This is a genomic window from Bacillus sp. BACIII (assembly GCF_057836745.1).
Genome location: NZ_CM174437.1, coordinates 1208956 through 1235770 on the forward strand (window position 1 = coordinate 1208956; position 26815 = coordinate 1235770).

Consider the following 26815-nt stretch of genomic DNA (forward strand, 5'->3'; position numbering starts at 1 on the left):
CCGTCCCCTCCTTAACTCAATTGTTGTTCACGTCTAGTTACTTTAGGCTGATAGCTTCGCAGTTTTTGCATCGCCGAGCCGTGATGTTCCGGGTATACTTCTATCATTTCTTCCGGTTTTCCCAAAGGCTCTTCCGCCTGTTTCATCATGACGAACTGGTTCAACGGGCCGCCGAGCAATCGTTCAAGCGCCGCCATTGCTTCCGGCGCTTCAATTGATCCGACTCCCGCCTGTTTCATCCGTTCTTGATAATCGGCAGATGAGACGATTCCGACACTGCCCCAGTAGCTCCAATTCATCACCGCCGCCTTATACGGCCGCGTTTGAGCCAAATGAGCGGCAAAGGCATCTTTGAAACTGCATCCGGCGGCGTAATTGCTTTGTCCGGCCGCTCGTGCAAATGATTGTACAGACGAGAAGAACAAAGCAAAGTCCAGCGGCTCATTTCGGAAAACATGGGCCATATTCACGCTGACATTAACCTTTGCAGCGAGCACGCTTTTAAAACGGCTTTCCGGCATATTTGCCAGGCTCTGATCCTCTAAAACGATTGCGGAATGGATGATTCCGTTAATTTGCGGGTACGTGCGTTTGATCGTTTCATACGCCCGTGTGAGTTCATCCTGATCTGCCGCGTCTGCTTCAATATAAATCGGCGCCGGACCGAACTGGCTGAGTCTGTCGATTTTTTCCTGGATGGGGCCGTTATGCTTTCGTCTGCCGATCCAAACGACGTGTGCCTGATACGTTTTTACGGCATATTCACTCCATGCCTCGCCGATGCCTCCGGCGCCGCCGATGACGACATAGACGCCGCCTTTTTGGTAAGCGGGCCGGCTTGACACCGGCTGCTGTACAGGAATGAGGCGCTGTTTGTACCAGAGATTGTTCCGGTACGCCAAAGTATTGCCTTGCTCATCGAACGGCGCCGAGAACAGCTCCGCCTTTGAAACATCTTCCGGACATCCGGCATCAATCAGCCTTGTCTGCCAGTTCGGATACTCTTTTGCGAGCGAGCCGATTAAACCGTGAAGGCCTGCGTGAGCCGGATCAATGATGTCCCCCGGCTGTACGGACTGTGTTTTTATGGTGACTGCAGTCAGGCTGATTCGCTTGCCTCCATATCCTAAAGCAAGCATGGCCTTGATCACTCTGTACATCTGGATGACGCCCGTATCCTGAGCTTTCACCATGTCAGCAGCGCTGTGAACAGGGGCGATCCATACGATATGGCCGAATGGCCCGCTTGCTTTCATTTTTGCTGCAACAGCCTCTATTTCATCCTCCGGAGTGATATGAAGCCTTTTCGCATAAGGATGATGCAATTGAAAAGCTGCGCTCTCCTCATCCCCCGCGATAAAGACAACCTCTTCCGTCTTATATGCCGGGCTTCGGTCACTGAATTCCGCAAGATCCCATACCGGAGCCAGAAGGTTTGCTCCATTTAATGATGTTTCCGGCGCAGAGCCTTCCATCACTCTGGAAGAAATCCCTTTAATCCTGACACAGACCCGGCCTGTCTCATCGCATAAGTCAATGTCCAGCCGCTGTATTTTCTCGTCCGTTCCCCGGGAGCTGACATACGCCCACATGCTTGTCGTGCACGGACTGAAAATGTCCAGTTCCTCAAGAGCGAACGGCAGTGACAGCTGGTTATCATCTGCGTGCAGCTTCAGTCCGATTGTCGCTTGCAAAGCTGAATCAAGCATACACGGGTGAAGAACGTATTGATCTGCCGTTTCTTCGAGGAAAGAAGGCAGCCGGAGCTCAGCCAATGCTTGATTGCTTCCGATGTGAATCTGCTTGATTCCTTGTTGTCCGGGACCGTAGTCAATGCCAATTTTGCTGAATAAGCCGTAACACTGCTCAGAAGTCAGCATGCTGCGGCTGCATTGAGCTTTCAGTGCGCCTATATCACGATGCGGAGTCTCAACGGCGCCGAGAATGCCGGCAGCCCCCTGACAGTGTATTTGCCTGCCGCTTGCTTCTGTTTGTGAAGCCGTGTAAATGTCATACACGATTTCACCGTTTTCCCTTGGAACGAGGCTGATCTGCGTTTCAATCGGGCGGCTTCCCGCTTCAATCGGCCGAACCCAGCCGATGTTTTTCAGACGGATGACAGACGGACGTTCTTTTTGCCCTTTGACCGCCTGAGCAACTGCAGCCCGAGCCATTTCCAAGTAGGCGACGCCCGGCATGACCGGTTTGCCTTTAATCAGATGATCGGTGAAAATCGTCTCCTGCCCCGTAAATTCAGATCGGAACCGCTGTTCTGTTAAATCCGATACGTTTTCGTGGAGCAGCGGATGCAGCACCTTGGCCGTCGGCACAGCTTGCGGTTTCTCTGCTTTCGGCCGGTTGTCTGTGATCCAATAGCGCTCTTTCGCAAACGGATAAGCAGGAAGACTCATCCGTTGGGGCTTGATATCAGCATACAGGCCGTCCCATTTGATATCGGCACCCTGCACCCATAATTCGGCAAGCTTGTCATTCTCTCGGCGGCTGATCAGTTCTTCTGTATCCGCTTCGCCGTTTGCGCCTGCCATAATGGATTTCAGCGCGGCTTTACCCGCTTTCCCTTTATAGATGCCCGCTGCGTCATAATTCCCTTTTGCACAGCTCTTTAGCTTGTCCCGCAGTTCTTCCGCGGAGGAAGCGATAACGGCCGCTCTCTCTTCCATGGCATCACGCCCCTGCTGAAGCGTGTAAGCAATACCCGTAAGATCCTCATCCGTAAAAGAAGCTTGTGCCAGCTGGTGTGCCTGTTCCTGCAGACGGTCTTCTTCTTTGGCCGACAGCACAAAGATTTGAGGGTGTGTGAAAATGGCTGTTTTCCTTTCTTCCCTCGGGATATATTCTTCAATGACGACATGTGCGTTTACGCCGCCGATGCCGAAAGAACTGATTCCCGCACGGCGCGGCAGATCGTTGCCGTTTTCGTCTTTCAATGCCGTCCATTCTCTTTTTTCCTGTACGATGTAAAACGGGCTGTCTTTCAGTTTGATATACGGGTTGATGACCTCGCTATGGAGGCTTTTTGCAAGTGTTTTATGCTTCATCTGCATCAGCACTTTGATCACACCCGCGACACCGGCTGCAAGCGACAAATGGCCGATATTGGTTTTTGCCGAGCCCAGACCGCAGTGACTCGCGTAAACGGCGGGATCGCCGGTTTTTTCGTACAGCTTTTGAAAGGCCGATTTCAGTCCGTTAATTTCGACCGGATCGCCAAGCTCCGTTCCGGTTCCGTGCGCTTCAATATAAGTGACGGTTCTCGGATCAATGCCTGCTTTGTCATAAGCCGTTCTGACGACTTCCGCCTGGGCTTTCGGATTCGGTGTCGTCAAGGAGTTCGCGCGTCCGCCGTGATTGACCGCGCTGCCTTTAATGACGCCATAGATATGATCGCCCGCTTTTTCTGCTTCTGACAGCTTTTTCAAAAACAGAATTCCGGCACCTTCACTGACGGCAAATCCGTCCGCCCTGTCGGAGAATGTTTTGCATTTCCCTTCTTTGCTCAGCGCGCCGGCTTTGTCATAAGCGATGTGGCCCTGCGGTGTGACGACGGTATTCACGCCGCCGGCGATCGCCATGTCGCAGTTCCCGTTTTCAATGGCGCACACCGCGTGATGAATCGCGACCAGCGAGCTGGAGCAAGCCGTGTCGATCGGTTCACTCGGCCCGTGCAGATTGAGCATATAGCTGACACGGTTCGGTCCCGCTGACGGACTCATATTTGCGGCTGACGCACCGCCGATATCCAAGTCGGAAAACAGTGAGCCGTATCCGGTATTTCCCGTGCCGATGTACAGGCCTGTTTTCGTGCCGGAAAGGCTTTTAGCGGAATATCCCGCATCTTCAATCGCTTTCCACGCATACATCATTAACAAGCGCTGCTGCGGGTCCATTTGTTCGGCTTCCAGCGGCGAAATTCCGAAGAACAGCGGATCAAAATCCGCAACTCCGTCAATAAATCCGCCCCACTTTACATTTGTTTTGTTGGCTTCATTAAGCGGGTCGCCGTAATACTCCCGCCAGTCCCAGCGATCCGCCGGCACCTCTGTTATGCAATCTTTTCCCTCTTCTAAGTTGCGCCAATATTCGTCTATATTTGCGGCCTTCGGAAACACTCCGCTCATACCGACAATGGCAATCGGTTCCGGTTTATGTTCAACCGCAGTCTGAACAGGCTGTACGGCAGTTTTTGCAAAGCGCTTGTTCCCTGTCAGTCTCAAGCTGCCGTCATCTGTTATGCGGCTTTGTTTCTCTTCTTTCGGCTGTGTGCTGCCGGCAAATTGTGTGTGATAGTCTTCGGCCAGATGATGTGCCAAGGCTTGAATCGTCGCATATTCAAAAAATACGGTCGGTGTCAAATCAAGCTCATAAGTGTCATTCAGCTTGTTGGCGAATTCCGTCAGCGTAATGGAATCAAATCCGTATTGGTTGAACTCCAATTCAATATCGATTTCATCAATGTTTATTTTCAGAAGTGCGGAAACCTCTTTTGCCAGCAATTCCTGAATTTTCGCCGTCAAGTCCTTCGGTGCAGGCGTTTCCTCCGTTTTCTTAACCGGTGCAAAAGCGGCTGCAGGCGTCTTCTGAAGCAGTTTTTCCCGCATTACGGCGCGGTTTCCTTCCATGACGAGCACGCTTGTTTTCCCCGTGCTCCATGCGTTGTAAAGAGCTTCTATTCCGGTTTCAGTGCGCATCGGCACGACACCGGTTCTTTTTTCGGTGAGCTTTGCCATTTCTTCATTGACTTGCATTCCGCCGTCTTTCCAAAGCGGCCAATTGACCGACAATGTATGCCCGTGGCGGTACATTGCCGCAACCAGCGCGTTGCGGTATGCCGCATAGCTGTCCATAAATGCGTTTGCCGCCGCATAATCCGCCTGTCCCGCATTCCCGGTGACACCGGATATAGATGAGAAAACGATGAAAAAGTCCAGCGCTAAATGCTCGGTTGCTTCATCAAGGTTGACAAATCCGTCGGTTTTAGGCGCCAATACACTGTAAAACTCTTCGGTTGTTTTCTTTGCGATATACTGATCTTTCATCACACCCGCGCTGTGAATGATGCCGTGAAGGCCGCCGTATTCCGTTTCAATTGTATTGACCAGCTCTGCCGCAGTTTGAACGTTTGTCACATCAGCCTGTCTGTATTCCGCTTTTGCTCCGAGTGATTCAAGCGATTGCAGCTGCTTCCGCTGATTCTCGCTTAATGCGGAACGGCCTGTCAGAACGAGTGTCGGCTCTTTGACTTTGCGGGCGATTTCTTTTGCGAAAATAAAGCCTAAGCCCCCGGCTCCTCCGGTAATAAGATAAATGCCTCCGTCATTCCACGGAATACGTATTTTATTGCCGGAGACGGCCGTTTCTTTGACATCTGCGCTGTATCGGATGCCGTTTTCATATTTGACATGGCTGTCATCAGCCCGTGTTTTATTTTCCCGGATGATGTCTTTGATTCTGCCGTTTTCTGCCGGTTCTATTTCAATCAGCTGGGTTTTCAGTTTTTGATGTTCCAGACCGGCTGTTTTTAACAGACCTGAAATCCCTGAGAGCAGCTGATGCTTATCTGTTTTAGAGAGAACCGTCTGGATGAGGACGTCTCCTTCCGTCTCTTCCTTCAGCAGTTTTTGCAGTGTCTCCAATATCCGTCCTGTATAATCACGGAAGCGCGCCGCAGCTTTCCCGTGCGGGGAGGTCAGTTCAATGCATTCGGCCCCCGCAGCTTCAGCGGCTTGTTTCAATCCGGCGTCTGTGTCACAAAGTATCACGATATGCCGGGCAAAAACCGGTTCCGTTTGAAAAGCAGTTTCATCGCTTCGGGTCCATACCGGCTCAAGCATGAGCGTTTCCGGAGCTTTTTCTTTTTTCTCAGGTTCTTTTTCAGCCATTCTGAATGACAAACCTTTCAGCCTTACACAAACCTTGCCGTTTTCATCACAAATATCAAGATCGCGTTTTTCAACCTGGCCGGCTTTGTGGTCTTCGGAAAGTCTGGCGTAAACCCACATCTCGGCAGCGCATGCGCTGAATACTTCGAGCTCCTGAACCGCAAACGGAAGCATCAGCTTTTCATCATTTGTTCCGGTTAATATGCTTGATGCCTGCAATGCAGAGTCCATTAAGCCCGGATGCATGACATACTGCCGTACCGTGTCTGAACAAGCCGGATCAAGCGACAGTCTGCCCAGTACGAAATCGGCACCTGTATAAATCGCTTTGACACCCCGAAAAGCCGGGCCGTAATCAAAACCGATTTTGCGGTACATATCGTACACTTCGTCTGCAGAAAACGGTGCCTCAGCGGATCGTGATCTCAGCTTTTGCAGATCAATGACCGGTGCCTTGGCGTCAGGGCGGATTGATACTGAACCTTGACTGTAAACGGACGGCTGATCTGTTTCCCGGCCGCTGTAAATGTCAAATTGAACATTGTTTGCAGTATCGGGAACGAGGCGGATGTTGACATGGACCGGCTCGTCTTCAATGGTGATCGGCCGCACCCAAACCGTATTCTTAAGTTTGATGCTTCCTTGTCCGGCCGGCACTTCAGATGCCTGTTCCATTGCTGCGCGCGCCATTTCAAGATGTGCCACTCCCGGTAAAATCGGCACGCCTTGTACAACATGGTCCGCAAGGTAAAATTCTTCCCCGGTGTAGATTGAGCTGAACCGCTGTTCGGCAAGGTTTGATGTATTTCTGTGCAGAAGCGGATGCAGCACGTCTTGTTTTCCGGCTGAAACAATGGCTGTTTTTTCATGTTTTCCGGTACGATTTTCCGCCCAATAGCGGTCTTTTGCAAACGGGTATGTCGGCAGGCTTATCCTCTTAGGCGGCCGGTCTCCGTACAGCTTCGCCCAATTGACGTTCAGCCCTTTGACCCATAATTCAAGCAGCTTCGCGTATTTGCCGCGTGCCATCCATTTTTCAACGGCTTCTTGAATGTCTTCATCTTCCGTCAGCATTTGCAGCGTGCCTTTGTCTATTCTTCCTCTGTACAAGTCCGCGTTCTTATCCCCGGTGATAAACTGTGACAGTTTTTCCTGCAGTTCTTCTGCAGATCCGGCAATGACCGCCAGACGTTCTTCCATGGCATCCCTTCCGATTTGGAGGGTATAAGCCATAGAAACGAGGCTGGATTGATCGTATCGTTTTTCAGTAAGCGCACGTTTCAGCTGTTCGGCCTGTTCTTTCAGGCGTTTTTCATTTCTAGCGGATAGAACGAAAAGACATGGGTTGATATGCGAATCATCTGCTTCCGCTTTTTCTTGCGGAATGTATTCTTCGATGACGACGTGGGCGTTTACCCCTCCGATGCCGAATGAGCTGATGCCCGCGCGGCGCGGCTCGCCGTTTCCGTGTTCGTCCGTCTGCGTCTTCCATTCCATCGTTTCCCGCACCAGATAAAACGGGCTGTCTTCAAGCTGAATGTACGGATTTACCGTCTCACAATGAAGACTTTTTACCAATGTCCGATGCTTCATCTGCAGCAAGATTTTAATGATTCCCGCTGCTCCCGCCGCAAGGGATAAATGGCCGATATTCGTTTTGACTGAGCCTAAGCCGCAATAGCCGGACGCTTTCTCTTTTCCGTCTGTAAATGAGCTGAATGCTTGCTTCAGACCGTTAATTTCAACGGGATCTCCAAGTTCTGTTCCCGTGCCGTGCGCTTCGATATAAGAGACCGTTTTCGGATCAATGCCCGCTTTTTTGTATGCGGCTTTAATGACTTCCGCCTGCTGTTTCGGGTTAGGCGTTGTTAAAGATGCCGCGCGGCCGCCGTGATTCACCGCGCTTCCTTTAATGACGCCGTAAATATGGTCTCCATCCGCCTCAGCCGCTTTTAGTTTTTTGAGGAAAAAGAGCCCGGCTCCTTCCCCGTGGGCAAAACCGTCAGCCTGATCGGAGAATGTTTTACATCGCCCTTCTTTACTCAGCGCGCCCGCTTTGTCAAAGCTGATATACACATCCGGAAGAATGATCGTGTTGATTCCTCCCGCCAAAGCCATGTCGCACGTCCCTTCTTCAATTGAAGAAACGGCATGGTGTATGGCAACGAGTGAGCTTGAGCATGCCGTATCAATCGGTTCGCTCGGTCCGTGCAGATTGAGCGTATAGCTGACACGGTTCGGTCCGACAGACGGGCTTGTATTGGCTGCGGACGACCCTTCAATCGTCGCATCGGCGTTGGCTAAAAGAGATCCGTAACCGGTATTTCCAGTCCCGATAAACACACCTGTTTTTGTGCCTGAGAGACTCTTTGATGCATATCCGGCATCTTCAATCGCTTTCCACGCATACGTCAGCAAGAGACGCTGCTGAGGGTCCATCTGTTCCGCTTCCCGGGGCGAGATTCCGAAAAATAACGGATCAAACTCTGCAATTCCGTCAATAAATCCGCCCTGGATGACGTTTGTTTTATTGGCTTCTTTTGCAGGATCCCCGTAGTAGTCCCGCCAGTCCCAGCGGTCTTTCGGAATCTCGGTCATGCAGTCTTTGCCTTCTTTCAGGTTCTGCCAGTAAGCTTCAATGTCTTCGGCCATCGGGAAAATCCCGCTGATGCCTACGATTGCGATCGGCTCCGGCTTTTGGTTCCGCTGCACTGTCTGCGGCAGTGTCTCAGGCAGAGTGCGGCGGCGCTTAACGGACGGGCGTGTGTTTTGAGCCTCTTTTACCGGTCTTTGTGATTGGACCGTTTTTGTATTTACCGCAAAACGTCCCGCGAATTCCTCTTCATATTCACCGATTAAATGAACAGCGAATTCATGGATCGTCGGATGATCAAAGAAAATCGTCGGTGTTAACGTGAGCCGGTACGTTTTGTTTAACCGGTTTGTAAACTCGGTCATCGAAATTGAGTCAAGCCCGTATTTTGTCATTTCTTCATGAGGATCAATGTTGTCAAGCTTCACTTTTAACAGTGAGGCCGTCTGCTGTTTTAACAGATGCTTCACTTTTTCAAGCAGGCTGTCAGCATCAATGTCATGACGTAAGCGGGTCTCTGCTTCCGGACGTTCATCTTCTTTGCGGAACAGCTTTTCTTTCATGGTTTTCACATCTCCTTCAAGAACCGTCATCCGGGCTGTCCCGCTCATCAAGCCTTGATATAAGGCCTTGATGCCGGCTTCTGTGCCGAGCGGTGCGATTCCCGCCTCCTGCATCAGCATATCTTCTGTCTGCTTTCCTGCCTGCATTCCGCCTTCTTTCCATAACGGCCAACTGACAGAAAGCGTCTTTCCGTATCTTTGTCCTGCGGCTTGCAAAGAACGGCGGTACTCGGCATACATCTCCATAAAGACGTTTGCGGACGCATAGTCAGCTTGCCCGACGCTTCCAAGCACACCCGATAAGGAGGAAAAGACAATAAAGACATCTAATTTCTCGTGCTGTGACGCTTCATCAAGATAGACAAGACCCTTCACTTTCGGAGCGAGAACGTCTTGGTATTCCTCCGCCGTCTTCTTCACCATGTAGTTGTCTTTAATAACACCGGCACTGTGTACAATCCCGTCCAGCTTGCCGTGCCGTTTGCGGATATTGCGGATGAGACGGTATACTTCTGCTTCATCTGTGACATCGGTCTGCTCGTAAAAGACAGATGCACCGGCAGCACGCACTGTTTCCATCATGTCTTTCTGCTTTTCTCCGAGAGCGGATCGGCCGGTTAATATGATGCCGGCGCCTTTTGTGCGGGTTGCGATCTCTTTTGCAAAGATCAGACCTAAACCTCCCGCACCTCCTGTAATGAGATAAACGCCTTCATCTTTCCACGGAATGTCAGGCCCCGCTTCAGAAATGTCCAGCTCTTTCCAATCAGCGGCAAAGCGCTTGCCGTTTTCATATTTCACATGGACGCTTTCGGCATGCCTGCGGTTTTCCGCCGCTTTTTCCGCGATACCTTCAGCACTTTCTTTCTCATCGGCTTCTATCATTTGGCAGATCAGCTTGGATTGTTCAAGACATGCCGTTTTGAAAAGACCGGTAATGCCTGAGAACACCTGCTGTAAGCCCGCTGACCGCGTGACAGCCTGAAGAAGGATGCGGCCTTTCGGCTTATTTTTCATGATGGTTTTCATACGGGCAAACAGCTGGCCCGCATAAGAATGATACCGCTCTGCAATGGATGCGGGACGCTCGTCCAAGATCAAGACGCTTGCATGTTCAAGCTTTGATTCGACGGCTTGTTTAACGGCCTCATCGTACTCACAGAGGAAAATGATATGCTGTTCATACGACGGCTCGCGGTCCGCCGGTTCCGGCTGCTCTTTCCAGACCGGTTCAGCCAGCAATATCTCGGTACGGCTGACCGAAACGCCGGCACCCGCGTTTTCTTCCATGATCCGGGTTGAGAAACCTCTCATCCGCACACAAAGCACGCCGTTATGGTCATATAAATCAATATCGGCTTTTTGAATAGGATCGCCGGCTTTATTGTTCGCGCTGAATGTGACGTGCACCCACATGTCATCAGCGCATGGCTTCAGAACATCCAGCTCCTCTAAAGCAAACGGCAATGCGGCTTTGAATGGTTCTCCGCTTTCTGCAAGTTGCGCTCTTGTCACGTTCTGCAAATATTCGGCGGCCTGAAGCGCACCATCCATCATACTCGGATGAAGGATATAATCAGCTTTTGTATGAGAGACGGATTCAGGAAGCTTCAATTTAGCAAGCATCCGGTCTTCGCCTTTGTATACAAGCTGGACACCTTTGTAGCCCGGCCCGTAATCAGCTCCGATCATTCCTTTGTAAAACGCTTGAGATTCGATTGTTCCCTGCGTGCATCGGCGCTTCAGCTCATCAAGATCCGCTGTTTCTTCCGGTTCTTTCCGGATGATTTCAGCGATGCCCTGATTATAAAGAAGGTCTGCTTCACCGCTTGAATCATTCCCGCCGTACATTCTGTATTGAATCTGCCCGTCTTCTTCTTCATAAAGTCCGATATGAACACGGACAGCCTCCTGATCGGCTATCACCGGGCGGACCCATACGATATTCTTTAAACGCAGGCCCAGAGATTCGTCTGTTACCCCGCCGATGCTTCTCTCCGCCGCGGCCCGTGCCATCTCAAGGGTGACGGCAGCCGGCACGATCGCCATTCCTTTAATGATATGCTCGGCAATAAAATACTCTTTTCCCGTGAATTCCGAACTGAATCGCTGCTCCTGCAAAACAGATGTATTCTGATGTACCAGCGGATGCAAAAGCTTCGCATCTGTTTGCTTCACGGTTTCTTCCGGCCAGAAGCGCTCCTCTGCGAACGGGTAGGTCGGCGCACTGATTTTTTGCGGCGCGGAATCCTCATACAATAAACCCCAATCGACACGCACTCCTTCTATCCAAAGCGCCGCAAGTGCTTTCAGCTTTTCATCCCGTGTCTGACATGCCGCAATCTCATCCAGCTCCTGAGATGACGCTTCTTTATTTCTCACCTTTTCGCCCCGTAAGATGTTTTGGTCATTGCCATTGATGAAATCCTGCAGCTGCCGCTTCAAATCGTGACGATCATGACTGATAAAAACGGCTCTCTCTTCCATCGCTTCACGTCCGGTCTGATACGTAAATGCCAGATCATGCAAGGATACATCGTTTTCGGCGTCATTCAGAAAGTCAGAAAGACAAGACGCATAGGCAGTCAGACGCTCGTGATTTCTCGCTGAGAGCGGAACGATATAAGGCTGCTGTCCGTCATTTGATCCGCTGATCGTTTTGTTTTCATACTGTTCAAAAATGGCGTGTGCGTTTGTTCCTCCGAGTCCGAATGAGCTTAACGCTGCGCGGTGCGGCGTGTCTCTCTCCGGAAGCGGTTTTCTCTTGTCCGCCACATAAAACGGCGAACCGCTGAATGTGATATTCGGATTCGGTGATGTGTAATTAAGGGTAGGCGCCAGCTCCTGATGATATAAACTCAACGCAACTTTAATACATCCGGCAAGGCCCGCTGCTGTATCCAGATGGCCGATATTTGTTTTTACGGAGCCGATCCCGCAATACTGCTCCCGATCCGTGTAACGTTTATACACTTGCTGCAAAGCAGACATTTCAATCGGGTCACCCAGCGTCGTTCCTGTGCCGTGCGCTTCAATGTAAGAAATGGTCTCCGGGTGAACGCCCGTGCTGTCTAAAACATGCTGGATAACGTCCGTCTGGCCTTTTACACTCGGTGCGTAAAAACCGACTTTATCCGCTCCGTCATTGTTCAGACCGATGCCTCTGAGCACGGCGTATATGTGATCACCGTCCTGTACGGCTTGTGACGCCTTTTTCAGCAGAATGACGGCCGCTCCTTCTCCGCCCGCCATACCGTCGGCTGAAGCGTCAAATGCCTTGACATGCCCGTCGCTTGAAAAATTCAATCCGGCTTGATGCACATAGCCGATGCTGGTCGAAGCATGCAGAGTTGCTCCGCCGACGAGCGCGTATTCTGATTCTCCGCTCGTTATGCTTTTGCAGGCTGAATAAAGACCGACCAGTGATGACGAGCAATTGGAATGAACGAAATAGCTTGGCCCTTTTAATCCGAGCTTATGGGAAACCATCGTCGGAATCGTGCCGCTCTGCGCTAACACCCATGACACATAGCCGTCAGGTGATTCGTGGCCTTCTGTTGTTTTTTCCGGCAAAAGCGACCGATACGAATTATTGCTCGCCGACATATAAACGCTTGTCTTCGGAATCTCTTTGGATACATATCCCGCATCCTCGACGGCTTTCCAGGAATGAAGCAGCAGAAGCCGCAGCTGAGGATCCATAAATTCAGCGTCTTTCGGAGAAATGTGAAAGAATTCAGGATCAAAAAGATCTTTTCCTTCTATCGCCGATAATGCCGGCACATAGTTTGGATTTTCGATCAAATCTTCCGGGACGCCGGCTTCCCGGAGCTCTTGTTCCGAATAGAAACGGACGCTTTCCTTTCCTTCTCTTAACTGCTTCCAGAACTCATGATGATTTTTCGCACCGGGAAACTGACAGGAAATCCCTACTATTGCCACACTGTCTTCAAGGTAAGACGGCATCCCGTTTTGCGGTGTTTGTTCCCTTTCTCTCTCATCTTGGCCGGGCGTTTCTGGTTCATCCGCCTGTTTTGTTTCAACAATAAAACGGCTGATCGCCTGAATCGTCGAGTGTTCGAATAAATCCGTAACGGTAAAATCACACTCCAGCTCCTGTTTAATGCGTTCTGCCGCCGCAACAGCCAGAAGCGAGTCGCCCCCCACATCGAAAAAGCCGTCTTCAGTTTTGATTCCTGCCGTATTCAGAAGGTCTTCCCATATTTCGGTCACTTTCGCTTCCGCTTCTGACAACGGCAGTCTGCCCGTCCTTTCAGACCGGTGAACGATCACCTTGCGCTGTTCCAGGTCTTTGCGGTTCACTTTTCCGCTCGGTGTTAACGGCAGCGCATCCAGACGGATAAAACGGGCAGGCGCCATATAATCCGGCAGACCCGATAAAAGATGTTCGCGGAGCGCTTTTTCATCTGCCGAATGACCGGAGCGGGCCGTATAATAAGCAATCAGCTTTTTATGTCCGTTCTTTTCCTGCACAACAACCGCCTGATCAAGGATATCCGGATGCTCGCTCAATTTTGTTTCAATCGCTCCCAATTCAATGCGGAAGCCGCGGATTTTCACTTGACTGTCAATACGGCCGGCATATTCTATATTTCCGTCAGGCAGCCATCTGGCCAAATCGCCTGTTTTGTAAAGCTTTTCACCTTCACTAAACGGATTATCAATAAATGATGCCGCCGTCAGCTCAGGCTGATTGTAATAGCCTCTGGCCAGTCCGGCGCCGGCCACGCAAAGCTCGCCGGCCACACCGTCCGGGACGGGGCTGAGCTTTTCATCGACGATATAGAGCCGCGTGTTTTGGATCGGTTTTCCGATCGGCGTATTTCTGCTTGTGATTTCTTTATCACCGCAGCTGTAGTAAGCGGCATAAATGGATGTTTCCGTCGGGCCGTATATATTTTCAATTCTGGCATGCTTGAAGATGGAAACCGACTTTTTGACCAAGTCTTTCGGAAACGCCTCTCCGGCCACCATTACATATTTCAAAGGACCGCCTTCTGTAAATGCCGTATGCCGCTTTACCGTTTCTAAAAATACATTAAACACGGCAGGGGCAAAATTCAGATGCGTCACCTGGTGAGTCTGGATATATTCCATGCAAAGCTGCGGATTTTTTTCTGCACCGGGCGGCAAAATGACAAGCCGTCCGTTTCCGATAAACCAGCCGAATAATTCTGAAATTGAAACGTCAAACACATAATTCGTTTTTAACAAATAGGCATCCTCATGCGCGACCGGATACTCCGCTTCTAAAAACTGCAGTGTGTTCATGATGGCTCTGTGCTCAACCATGACGCCTTTCGGTTTTCCCGTGCTTCCGGACGTATAAAGAATATAAGCGAGATGATGCGGTTTTGAACGCGGCATCAGTTTCGCTCCGCTGACAGGACGTCCGCTGTTTTCAATCTCCACCGTGCTCACGCCGCCGATGGTTAACCGCTCAATCACGCCGCGTGTTTTCGCTTGCGTTAATACGATTGAAACGCCGCTGTCAGTCAACACGTGTGCCATCCGTTCGTTTGGAAAAGCCGGGTCAAGCGGGACATACGCACCTCCCGCTTTTAAAATGGCGAGGATGCCGATGACCATCTCAAAAGAACGCTCCGTACAGATACCGACCGGGCATTCCGGTGTGACGCCCATTTCTTGCAGATGCACAGCGAGCGCCGTGCTTCGTTCATCTAATTCGCGATATGTAAGGCTTGTCTCACCGAATGTGACGGCTGCTCTGTCAGGGTATCGCCCGGCTTTTTCTGCAAACACGTCATGAATGCAGCGGTTATTCGGCAGATGAGATGGACGGCTTTCGTCTCGTTTTTGATTGAGCAGGCCGGAGCAGGCATCAAACGCGATCTCCGGATCAGAAAGCACCTTTTCTGCCAGTTTCATATAATGCTCCGCCATCTGTTCGATGAAAGAAGGGCTGTAGACATCCGGGTTGTACAGAAATTGCAGGACGGTTCCCGTTTCTTTTTTATAGACTTCAAGCGCAAGCTCAAATTCGCCTTCCTGATGAATGTCTTCTATCATTTCAATGCCGAGTGATTGATATCGTTCCGAAAGCTTTTCCGCTCCTTCTGTCTGGAAGAAGTTTTGATAGAAAAACGCGGTTTGAAAAACAGGCGAAACCGCAGGCGAGCGGTCCGTCTTCAATTCTTTGACAAGCGCCGGAAACGGATACGCGGCATGGTCCAGCCCTTCTGCAAGGGTCAGCTGGAGCTCCTTCAAAAACGCGCTAAAGGATTTGGCGCCCGTCTCCCTGCTTCTGACCGCGATCATATTAATAAAGTAGCCGATGACAGATTCAAATTGAGCCTCAGAACGCCCCATCGTCGGCATGCCGACGATGACATCTTCCTGATTCGTATATTGATAGAGCAAGCCTTTGAAAATAGCGAGATACACAACGGATTCATTGACATTATGTTTTCGGGCGCAAACTTTAATCTGCCGGTTCAGTTCATCAGGAAGCAAGCGCTGATACGCCTGCCCCCTGCACGTTTGAACCGATGATCGCGGGTAATCCGCCGGAAGCTCAAGCACCGGAAGCGGTCCGTCAAGCTGCTTTTTCCAATAAGAGAGATGCATTTTTCCCTTTTCGCTTTCCAGCAGCTCCTTTTCCCATTTCACAAAGTCGTGATAATCTGCGGCCTGCTGAAGCATTTCCGGTTCTTTGCCTTCGCTTGCTTTTACATAAGCATCCAGCAGCGCCGACATAAACGTCATAAGGGAGACGCCGTCAAAGATGATATGGTGAATGGTGATTAACACAATCGGCTTCGCCTGACGAAACACTTGAACGCGCAAAAGCGGACCTGTTTCAAGCGCGAACGGTTCTTTTGCTTTTTCTTTAATAAACGTAAGAGCGTCACGCCCGCTTAATTCGGAAAGATCTATTTCTTCAATCGGAAAATGCAATCCCGTATCTTCTGTCTGATACGGAAGGCCGTTGTCTTCTTTTATCACACTCGTCAAAATGGGGTGCTGGCGCTGCACGGAAAAAAGGGCCGTTTTGAATGTCTCGATATCCAGCTTTTGAAAACGAAAGCATAACGGAATGTTGTATGCGCTCATCTCCGGAAACATTTTCTGAAGCATCCACAAACCTTTCTGGCCTTCGGAAAGCGGACGTTTTGCAGTCGTCCGCTTGAAAGCCTGAAGCTTTTGTTCTACCTCAGCGATGGTGAGCGTTCCTGATCTGTAGGCATCGAGAAGTTCTTTATGATTCATAGGTCTTACTCCCTTCTATGATGTCTTGCACTCTTTTAAAATCCAATGTCCCCTCAGAGACCCGTTTCATCATGGCGATGATCTCCTGATCCGTATACTCCTTGCTTTCCGGAGCGGCGTCTTCTGTTTTGGTTTCTTCCGCCCTGTAAAACGTTTCGATCGTTTCTTTGTGTTCTGTCAGGTAGTAGTTCATAACGTCCCCGAGCGTGGCATAGCTGTAAAATAACGCCGGAGTGACTTCAATGCCGTAATGGCTCGACAATAGAGCGGCAAATTTGGCTAAATAGATGGAATCAAATCCGAATTCCGCCCAGTTTTTATGCAGGACGAGCTTATCTTTGGATATTTTCAGCAGACTGTGTATCAGCTCTTTCAAATCCGCTTCGAGCCGTTTTTCCGTGCTTTCTTCCGGGATGCGGCTGCTCACGGTTTCCAAAAGAACTTCCGTTTTTGATGAATCGTCCCGCCGGATGCCTAAAAATCGCTCGGCACGGCTTCTTTTGCCGGCAATGACAAGGCACTGTGTGTTGTCTTGAGAAATGATGCGCTCAAACAGTTCAATGCCTTCATCTGTTTCTAACAGGCGCTGGCCGCTTGATTTCAGGTACATGCCCGTCGTCTCTTCACCGCCGATGGCCATTCCGCCGTTTTTCCAGACCGGCCAGTTTATGACAAAAGCGTTTCCGCTTTCTGATTGTTCATTTTTATAATGGGCATACGCCATTTGGAACCGGTTCGCCACTGCGTAATCACAGCAGCCGAAATCCCCTAAAACAGCCGATGTGGATGAAAAGTAGCAGATGAAGTCCAAGGTTTCGTTTTTCAGCCACTCGTCAAGAAGCAGGCTTCCGTTTATTTTCGGTTCAAGCGTATTGCGGAAGTTCCCGATTTCATTTTCAAAGACGGATGTTCTGCTTTCGATGCCAGCCGCATGAATGACGCCGTGAATGGCTCCGAATCGTTCTTTCGCGCGTTTGATGCAGTCGCCCATCCCGATCGGATCACAAACATCGGCTTCGGCGTAAAGAACACCCGCGCCGAGATTTTCCAGCTCTTTCATTTTTTCTTTCTTCTCTTCATTGATCGGCGACCGCCCCGTGAGAATGACATTTGCCTGATAATTCCGGGCGAGGCGGCGGGCAAATAAGTAGCCGAGCCCTCCTAATCCGCCCGTAATGAGATATGTGCCCCCGGTTCTGATCCTGCTGTTTTCTTTTGTCAATCCAGTCGGTTCAGTGTGATAGACATATCGTTTCCCTTGTTCCAAGAAAACGGTGTGGTCTGTTTCAGCTTTCAGCTCGTCCCAAATGGTTCCCATCCAGTCTGTCATGGCTGCGCCGGCTTTTCTGAAGAGGCCGGTAATGTCCGTTTTCGGGAGAACCATGCCGAGCGAACGCTCAAAGCCGATCCATGATTCCAAGTAGCATTTTTCCAGACCGGATGCATATTCACCCGCCAGTAACAGTCTTTCCGGCTGCAGACCGGTCTCAGCCATAGCCTTGAGAATATAGACGATACATGAAAAATCTTCGATGCAGCTTTTATCTTCAAGCGCCCATAAATACAAAATGGCAGATGCTTCACCGTACTCTTTTTGAATGTCCGCAAAAGCGTCTACATATGATTGCGGATCTTCCCGCACCACTTGGCAGCGGCCGGCTGTTAAGCCCTCGTACCGGTTTCCCTGAGCGATAAAAATAACGTCAGCTTCACTGTCATACGATTTGATCACAGAGACGGCTTCCTGCTGCTTCTTCTGATCCGTTAAGAAAGAAATCACCGTTTTGATTTTCTTTTCTCCGGCAGCAGGCAGAGCCTGTTCTTTAAGGACTTCTCTAAAAGCCATCACTTCAAACTGCTCGGCCGGATCACTTTCATCAGCCGGCGCCTTAACGGGCGCTGTTTTACTTTGTACAGGCGGCTGATGCCAAAAGCGTTCTTTCGCAAACGGATAAGCAGGCAGGCTGATGCGAACCGGAGGACGGTCTCCGTATAATTTCGCCCAATCGATGTCCAATCCTTTTACCCAAAGCTCAAGCAGCTTAGAATATTTCCGTTTGCTGATCCAAGCGTCTATGATGGTTTCCATGTCATCATCGGCCGCAAATACGGCAAGCATCCGTTTGTTTTCTTCCGTGCTGTCGCGGTGCAGTCCGGCGCTGTCTTGTCCGGCGATAAATCCATTCAGTTTTTCTTCAAGTTCAGGCAGTGAATGAACAATAAAGCCCAGGCGCTCTTCCATCGGCACACGGCCCGTCTGGAGAGTATAGGCTATGCTCATAAGGTCACGGCCGCTGTATCTTTTTTCACGGACGGCGTCTCTAAGCTGTTTTGCTTTTTCGGTGAGCCGTTCGCTGTTTTTCGCAGACAGAACGATGATGGCAGGCTGATCTGCCGGCGTCTCATCAGGTTCTTTGTCTGCCATATATTCTTCTATGACGAGGTGGGCGTTTGCTCCCCCCGCGCCGAAGCTGCTTAACCCGGCCCTTCTCGGAAGCTCTTTTCCGCCGATGACGGGACGCTTCCACTCACCGAGCTCCTGTTGAACGGCAAACGGCGTATACGCGAACTCAATATTCGGATTCAGCTCTTTCGCGTGCAGGGACGGCGCAATTTGGCGGTCTTTCAGCTGGAATAATATTTTTGTCAGACCCGCAATGCCTGCGGCGCTTTCACAATGGCCGATATTTGATTTCGCAGAGCCGATGGCGCAAAACTGTTTGTCTGTTGTATCCTCTTCAAATGCTTTCGTTAATCCGGCGATTTCAATCGGATCGCCTAATGCGGTCCCCGTGCCGTGGGCTTCAATATAACTGACGGTGCGCGCCGGGACGTTTGCCCTTTCGAAAGCTTCTTTTATTAAGGCGGCCTGCGCATTCGGATTCGGAACGGTGTAGCCGTTCGTTTTGCCCCCGCTGTTAATGGCGCTTCCTTTAATTACACCGTAAATGTGATCGTTGTCGGCGATCGCTTGCTCCAGCGGCTTTAATACGACCGCGCCAACCCCTTCTCCGTCGACAAAACCGTCCGCGCGGTCTCCGAACGATTTGCACGTGTCGCTTGCAGAAAGCATGTTCATGACTGACAGATTCATATAATGGACCGGGTCGGTTACAAGGTTTACGCCGCCGGCAATCGCGCATTCGCTTGAACCGCTGTATAGGCTCTCAAGCGCCAGATGAATGGCCGTCAAGGAAGAAGAGCAGGCTGTATCAACGGCAATGCTCGGCCCTTGGAAATCAAAAAGGTAAGATACTCTATTGGCAATGGACCAGTAGCCGTAGCCTGTCGGGTAGTTTTTGTTCATGGCTCCGGCAAAAACGCCGATTTTTCTGCTTTGGCACAGGTTGTCAGGCGTATAGCCGGCATCCTCGATACTCGCATACGCCGTTTCTAAAAATAATCGCTCCTGCGGGTCCATTCGCTCCGCTTCCAAAGGAGAAATCTGAAAGAACAGCGGGTCGAACTTGTCCATATCCTCAATGAAGCCGCCCCATTTCGTATAAATAGAGCCTTCTTTCCCTTTTTCTTCATCGTAGTAATCCTGCCAGTTCCAGCGCTCCCGCGGGATTTCTTCTATGCAGTTTTTTCCTTTTTTAATGTTTGCCCAAAGCTCAGCCGCGGTTTTGGCCTGCGGGTAGCGGCCGGATACGCCGATAATCGCCACGTCGCGAACTGAACTTTGCCGGACGGTCTCTTTGGCTGTCTGTTTTTCTTTCCGCCGCCAGTCAGTGCGAAGCGGCTTAGCCGGCTGTACAGCCTGCGGTTTTGATGCCGCCGGTTCTTCCTGAACAGGCGTTTGTCCCGTCAGTTTGATCATCTCGTCTTTTTTCGTTTTGATTAAGTGGCCGACGAGAGCCTCAATCGTCTGGTATTCAAAAAATAAGGTACTGCTGACTTGGTCTAACACATTTCGTAACGCATTTGTCAGCTGTACGACGACGATAGAATCAATTCCGAATTTTTCAAGCGGCGCTTTCGGATCAATTTGAGCCGGCGGAATTTTTAACGTTTCTCCGATTAACGTTTTCAAGTACTCGGTGCTTTTTTCTGTTAAGGCTGTGCTTTTTTCGGCCGTTGTTCGCGGTTGAAGTTCGGGCGCTTTTGGCGGTGCGGTCCGTTTTCCGGCCTCAGCTTTAAGCGTTTTTTGGCGCACAATGCCATTGCTTTTTGCCGCTATAATCTGATGGCTTAATTCATGTGCCGCTTCTGCCGGGAAGAAGACAGAATGCCAGCCTTCACTTTCTAACACGCGCTTCCAGCTTTCCGGATACAAGCCCGGGCATCCCGGAATTCGAAGGCCGGAATCTTCATGCAGCCACCAGCCTTCAAGCAGACCGAAAGTAATATGCGGGAACAGGCTGTTGCCCGCCATCTCATTTAAGAGCAGCAAACCGTTGTCTTTTAAAACGGCTTTGGCGTTTCTCAGCGTCTGTCGTATGTCTTTTGTCGCGTGGAGCACATTGGCGGCAACGGCGATGTCGTATGCGCCCGGCTCTATGTCCTGACCGGAAAGCGGTTCTTCTGCATTAAAAAGTTTATAAGTCAGATAAGGATTCTGTTTGCCGTATTCTGTCTCCGCATGCACGAGAAAAGCTTTCGATACATCGGTGTAACAGTACTCTTTGATATGGTTTTGATACGGCTTAAGCTTTTCAAATATGCCTGCGCTTGTGCCGCCAGTGCCCGCTCCGATTTCCAGGATGCGGATCTCGGCTTTTGGATTTTTACTGATGTTTTCTTTCACATAGGCCGTTAAAGTATCTGACAGGGCGCCGTTGAAGTAATCCGCAACTTGGTTGTGTTTATAAATTCCTTCAACGAGTTCCATTGAAGAGTGCGGGAACATGATGTCTGTCGCCGGCACGTTTTTGCGAAGAATGTCCGGCAGTGCTTTAAGCATCGTCTCGGCCAAAACAGTCATCGCTTTTGTATCGGCATGATTGAGCCATTCCGCCTTTTCCTGCTCCCACTTCCGCCATAACGAGGCGGTTGTGTTTTCAGCGCGGGCTGACAGTGTAAATGAATCGGCATCCCCTTCCAGATAGCCGTGTTCCAGCAGAAAGGCGATCGTTTGATTGAGCCATTTTTTAAAATAGCCGTGTTCAGGCTTATACGCTTTAAGGCTTTGCGGCGTCAGCAAGTCCGCCTCTTTTAGCTGGGCGATCAATAGCTGATACAGAAAACCATCAAGCTCCTGATGCCCGGTCTCTCTTACAAGACGTGCGCCCGGCGGAGCAACCTTCAGCTGTTGTCCGGATACAAGCGGCTGAGGCGGATAAACAGACATCTTTTCTCGTTCATTCATACCCTCTACTGCGACAGGTTTTGTCGTATGAATGAAAGCAGCCTGCTCAACCCGAAGCGTCATAAGGGTTTCAAGCGCCTCCATCGCTGCGTCCGGTTCGATCAATCCCAATCCGATCTGATCCATCAGCTGAATAAAATTGCCGTCTTCAGCCGCCTCGCTGCTGCCCCAGTAGCCCCAATTCATGACTTTGACCGGGCAGTTCCATTTCTGAGCAAGTTCCTTCGCAAATGCGTCACTGAAGGCGCACCCTGCGGCATAATGGCTTTGTTTCACATTATGGATAAATGCCACAAGCGAGGAGAAGAAGAGCGCAAAGTCAAGCGGCTCCCGTCCAAATACCTCCGCCATGGACACACTTACATCGGCTTTTGCCCGCAGCACCGATTTGAACTCTTCCGTCTCCATATTATTTAAGCTTTGCTCAGACAGATCCATTGCCGAGTGGATGACACCGTTAATTTTTGTGTGACGCTCTTTTATGAGCCGATAAGCCCGCTCTAAGGAAGCCCTGTCAGCGGCATCGGCGGAAACATATTCAGGCGCCGGGCCGAATGCGCTGAGCCGGTCGAGTTTCGCCTGTATCGAATCATTCAGCGTGCTTCTTCCGATCCAAATGACGCGCGCTTTGTAGCGGCGGATCATATATTCACTCCATGCCTCACCGAGATACCCGGCGCCTCCGATCACGGCATAAACCCCGCCTGTTTGGTACAGGGTGCCGTTTTTCGGCATATTGTCAAGCGGTATCAGCTGCCGCTCATACAGCTCTTCATTGCGGTATGCCCAAACTCTTCCGTTTTTCCCGGCAGAAAGAGAAAGCGCCTCGCCGATCGGCCAGATGCCGTCCGTCTCTGTGTCAATCATGCGGATATTCCAATGCGGATATTCTTTCGCCATTGTCCCGGCAAGTCCGCTGACCGCTGCTTGTGACGGATCAGCGCTGTCCTGATCTGAAAACGGCTGGGCATTTGCTGTGACGAAGCACCAGTCCAAATGTTTCTCTCCGTATCCTAAGGCAAGCAAAGCTTTCATCAGCTTGAACACATGAAAAACGTTGCGCTCCTGTTCCTTAAGGATGTCAGCACTCTCAGCCTGCGGCGCGAGCCAAATGATTTGCTCCAGTTCTTTTTGTCCTTCAAGCAAGTGCGTAAGAGATGTGATATCATCCGTGCTTCTGATTGGATAGTAAGAAGCATTCGGCAGATGCTCTTTGATGCGCGCATGGCTTCTGTCAGTTCCTCCGAAAACAGCAGTCTGCTTATCCGCCGTTATCGCTTTCCCGGTATTTATAAGTGCAGCGGGCTCCCATGCCGGAATCATCATCGTATGGCCGACAGGAGCCTCTGGGGTTTTACCGACTGCTGTTTGGCTTGGTTCAAGCGCCCGGACGGATGCGCCTTTCATTCGAACATAAACCGTACCGGCATCATCGCACATATCAATATCAAATTTTCTTACGTTGTCATCTGCTTTGCTGCCTTCTGTGTACCGGATATATGACCAGATCTGTTCAGGACACGGCCCGAACACTTCCACTTCCTGCATCGCAAACGGCAAAGAAAGCTCGTGACTGTCTGCATCGTCATGAATCGAGCGGACAAGCAGACCGACGGAGGCGTGAAAAGCGGCGTCCATTATACTCGGGTGAAGCGTATACAGCTCTTTATCGTCTTGAACGGAAGCCGGGAGTGAAATACGGGCCAGTAACCGGTCTTCCCCGATCAGCAATTGCTGTACGCCCCTGTATGCCTCTCCGTAATCCAGGCCGATCTTTTCAAAAGCACTGTAACATTCTTCCTCCGTCACGATCCCTAAATCGCAGGAAGCCTTGACAGACTCAATATCTAACTGAGCACTGCCCTGTGCAGTAATGACCGCTTCACCTTGGCTGTGAATAACCGGATCTTCGCCGTTTACTTCTGCCTCACTGTATATTTCATAGGTAATCTCACCGTTATCTTCTGGATAAAGGGCAATATGTATTTCCTTCGGTTTGTTTTCAATCATGACCGGCCGGACCCAAACGACCTGTCTGAGTGTGACGCTATGGCCTTTGTCCGTCACAGCCGCGGCCTTTTTCACCGCCTCTGCGGCCATTTCTAAATAGGCGACACCGGGCAGAATTTTTTGACCGTTGACGACATGGTCAGACAGGAAAAATTCATCTCCCGTAAAAAGAGAAGTAAAACGCTGCTGTGAAAAATCTGACGTATTTTCTTGTAAAAGCGGATGCAGCACAGTGCCTGACAGGCTTTTCCCGTGTTTTTTCTGCTGCGGAATCCAATAGCGCTCTTTTGCAAACGGATATGTCGGAACGCTTGTTTTACGCGGTTTATCCGCATCGTACAGCTTATTCCAATCTACTGTTTTCCCTTCTGCCCATAAACCTGCAAGCTGTATCGGATCATCTGTTTCAGGAGCAGGTTCGCTCAGTTCCGGCATCTCGGCTTGTCCGCGCCAAAATCCGGGGATGTTTTCATTTCCTTTTACGAAATCATTCAGCTTTTGCTTCAATTCGCTGGTGTCATTTGCAAGGAAGACAGCTCTCTCCTCCATTGCTTCGCGTCCTGTCTGAAGCGTGTAAGCCAGTTCAGACAGCACCGTCTTTTCGGAAAGCGACCCGGCTATTTTTTCCGCATAGGCCAGAAGCCTGTCTTTATTTCTTGCGGACAGCGGGATGATTTTGGCTGCATCGTTCTCAGGTGCAGGCGCTTTGTGTTCCGGCTGAATGTATTCTTCTAAAATGATATGGGCATTCGAACCTGATGCCCCGAAGGAACTGAGCCCGGCCCGGCGCGGATAATACGTGACTTTTCCGTTTTCTTCCGCTGCCGGCTGCTTCCAAAGAGCAGTCTGCTGCTGTACGTAAAAAGGAGACTTCTCCAATTTCACGTATGGATTTAATTCCGCTGAATGCAGAGATTTGACAAGCGTTTTGTGATGAAGCTGCAGCGCCGCCTTTGTTAATCCGCTGATGCCCGCCGCCGATTCTGCATGGCCGATATTTGATTTGACTGAACCGATGGAACAAAATTGCTGATCCTGCGTCCCTTCGCTGAACGCTTTTGACAGACCTTCAATTTCAATCGGGTCACCTAACGAAGTGCCCGTTCCATGAGCTTCCACATAACTGACGGTCCGCGGGCTGATCCCTGCTTTTTTCAGACATGTCTTAATGACTTCTGCCTGTGCAGCAGGGCTCGGGACGGTAATCCCGCTTACTTTCCCGACGTGATTAACGGCGCTTCCTTTAATGACCGCGTAAATCCGGTCGCCGTCCTGTTCGGCTTTTTCCAGCGGCTTGAGTAATACCGCACCGACTCCTTCTCCGGAAACATAGCCGTCACCGCCCTCGCCGAACGTGCGGCAGCGGCCGTCGCTTGAGTGCATGCCGACGCTTCCGTAGCTCAGATATTTCGCCGGGTGGAGCGACAAGTTCACCCCTCCCGCAAGCGCGGCTTCACATTCGCCGCGGCGGATGCTTTCAATCGCCAGATGAACGGCGGTCAATGATGAGGAACAAACGGTATCGACCGCGATGCTCGGCCCGTGGAAGTCACAATAATAGGACACTCTGTTGGCGATCTGCGCATAATTCAGCGAAACCGGAAAAGGATCCGTTTCCGATAATTGTTCTGCGCCGATTAAGGAATAATCTTTATGCATCACTCCTGCAAAAACGCCGATCGGATGCTGTTTCGCCCCTTTATTTCCAAGCGTTTCAGGCGTATACCCCGCGTCTTCAATCGTTTCCCAGCAGGTTTCTAAAAACAGGCGTTCCTGCGGGTCCATCATTTCCGCCTCACGCGGTGAGATTCTGAAAAACTGCGGATCGAAGCAGTCGGCATCGTCGATGAAACCGCCCCATTTTGATACGGTCTTTCCAGATGGGGACGTTACGTTTTTATATGTTTTCCAATCCCAGCGGGACTTCGGAACTTCAGTGATGCAATCCGTGCCCGCCTTTAGGTTTTCCCAAAACTCCGCCACATTTTTCGCTTTCGGATAGCGGCCGGCCATTCCGATAATCGCAATGTCACCGGTGTTTTCATGATGTTCTGGCACGCCCGGTGATTCGGCTGCACGTTCCGCATATTCAAATGAAACGGTCTTTTTCAGATAGGCTGCCAGTTCTTTTATATTCGTATATTCAAAGAGAAGAGTGGGCGCGAGTTCCGCACCCGCCTTTTTACTGATATCCTGCACAACCTCAAGCAAAGAAGATGAATCCAGCCCGAGCTCGTAGTAGCCGGCAAGAACGTCCAGCGTCTCCCAAGGCTGACCAAGCTTATCAGCCAAAAGCTTCTTCAAAAACAGAATGATGTCTTTTTCATCTGCGCTTTCCGGCTCTTTTGCATCCTGTTTATTCTGTCCTGCTGCGTACCCGTTTTCTTCGAGCCGAACCGCTTTTCCCGTCATGTTTTTAAGCTCAGCCACCTTCTGTCCGGAACGGCTGAAGTACTCGATTGTCATCGTTGTAAGTTCTTTTTCCTGACGGACGCCGGAAGCGGCAATACGCGCCGTGCACTCTGATTGAAGCCTGCCGGCGGCTTTGAACGATTCATAATATAAAGGCAGGTGAAGCCGGTTTGTTTCAGAAAGCAAACCGCTCGCCCCGATGCCGCTCGCATCCAAAAGGGCGGGATGGAATAAAAAGAAATCCTTTCCTTCTTCGCAAGAAAGCTCAGCCAGCATGCCGTCTTCTGTTTCGTACAATCGTCCGCTCGATTTCATCATCCCGGAATGGACCAGGTCATGACCCAGGCAGCGGTTATACATGTCATCAAGATCCAGAGATCGGACTGACTGCTTCAGCTCGCCGAAATTAATGGTTTCGTCAAATGTGACTGCGTCTCTTTTTACCATTTCAGCCGTCGCATATTGTATATTGTCTGACAGCTCGTCATCTTGCTGTTTCTGTCCGGAAAGGGAGATGAGCCACTTTCCATCTCCGCTTTCAGAACATTGAATGGTCAGAATGATTGCAGCCGTTTCACTGACGGTTAAAGGCTGATAAATCGTGACATGCTTCAGTTCGAGCTCATTGTATAAATAACCGTGCTCCTGAAAAACCTGATAAATCAAATCGATATAACTAAGACCGGGCAATACCGCTTCACCAAAGACCGTATGGCCCTTCATGATAGGATGATCCAGTGAAATATTGATTTTTTCCGATATCATTTCTTCCCACTCC

The 26815-nt window shown here is 50.4% G+C and carries 2 protein-coding genes; both read right to left on the minus strand.

Features of this window, described 5'->3' with window-relative positions; translation table 11 throughout:
- Positions 1 to 11: 11 nt before the first annotated feature.
- On the minus strand, positions 12 to 16307 hold the full coding sequence (locus ACXN9U_RS05960) for a non-ribosomal peptide synthetase (protein WP_489202312.1): 16296 nt from the start codon (positions 16305 to 16307) through the stop codon (positions 12 to 14).
- Positions 16297 to 26802 carry a type I polyketide synthase gene (locus tag ACXN9U_RS05965; RefSeq protein ID WP_489202313.1) on the minus strand — a complete coding sequence of 3502 codons (10506 nt, stop codon included), beginning with the start codon at positions 26800 to 26802 and terminating at the stop codon, positions 16297 to 16299. The genes ACXN9U_RS05960 and ACXN9U_RS05965 overlap by 11 nt, the downstream gene beginning before the upstream one ends.
- Positions 26803 to 26815 lie beyond the last annotated feature (13 nt).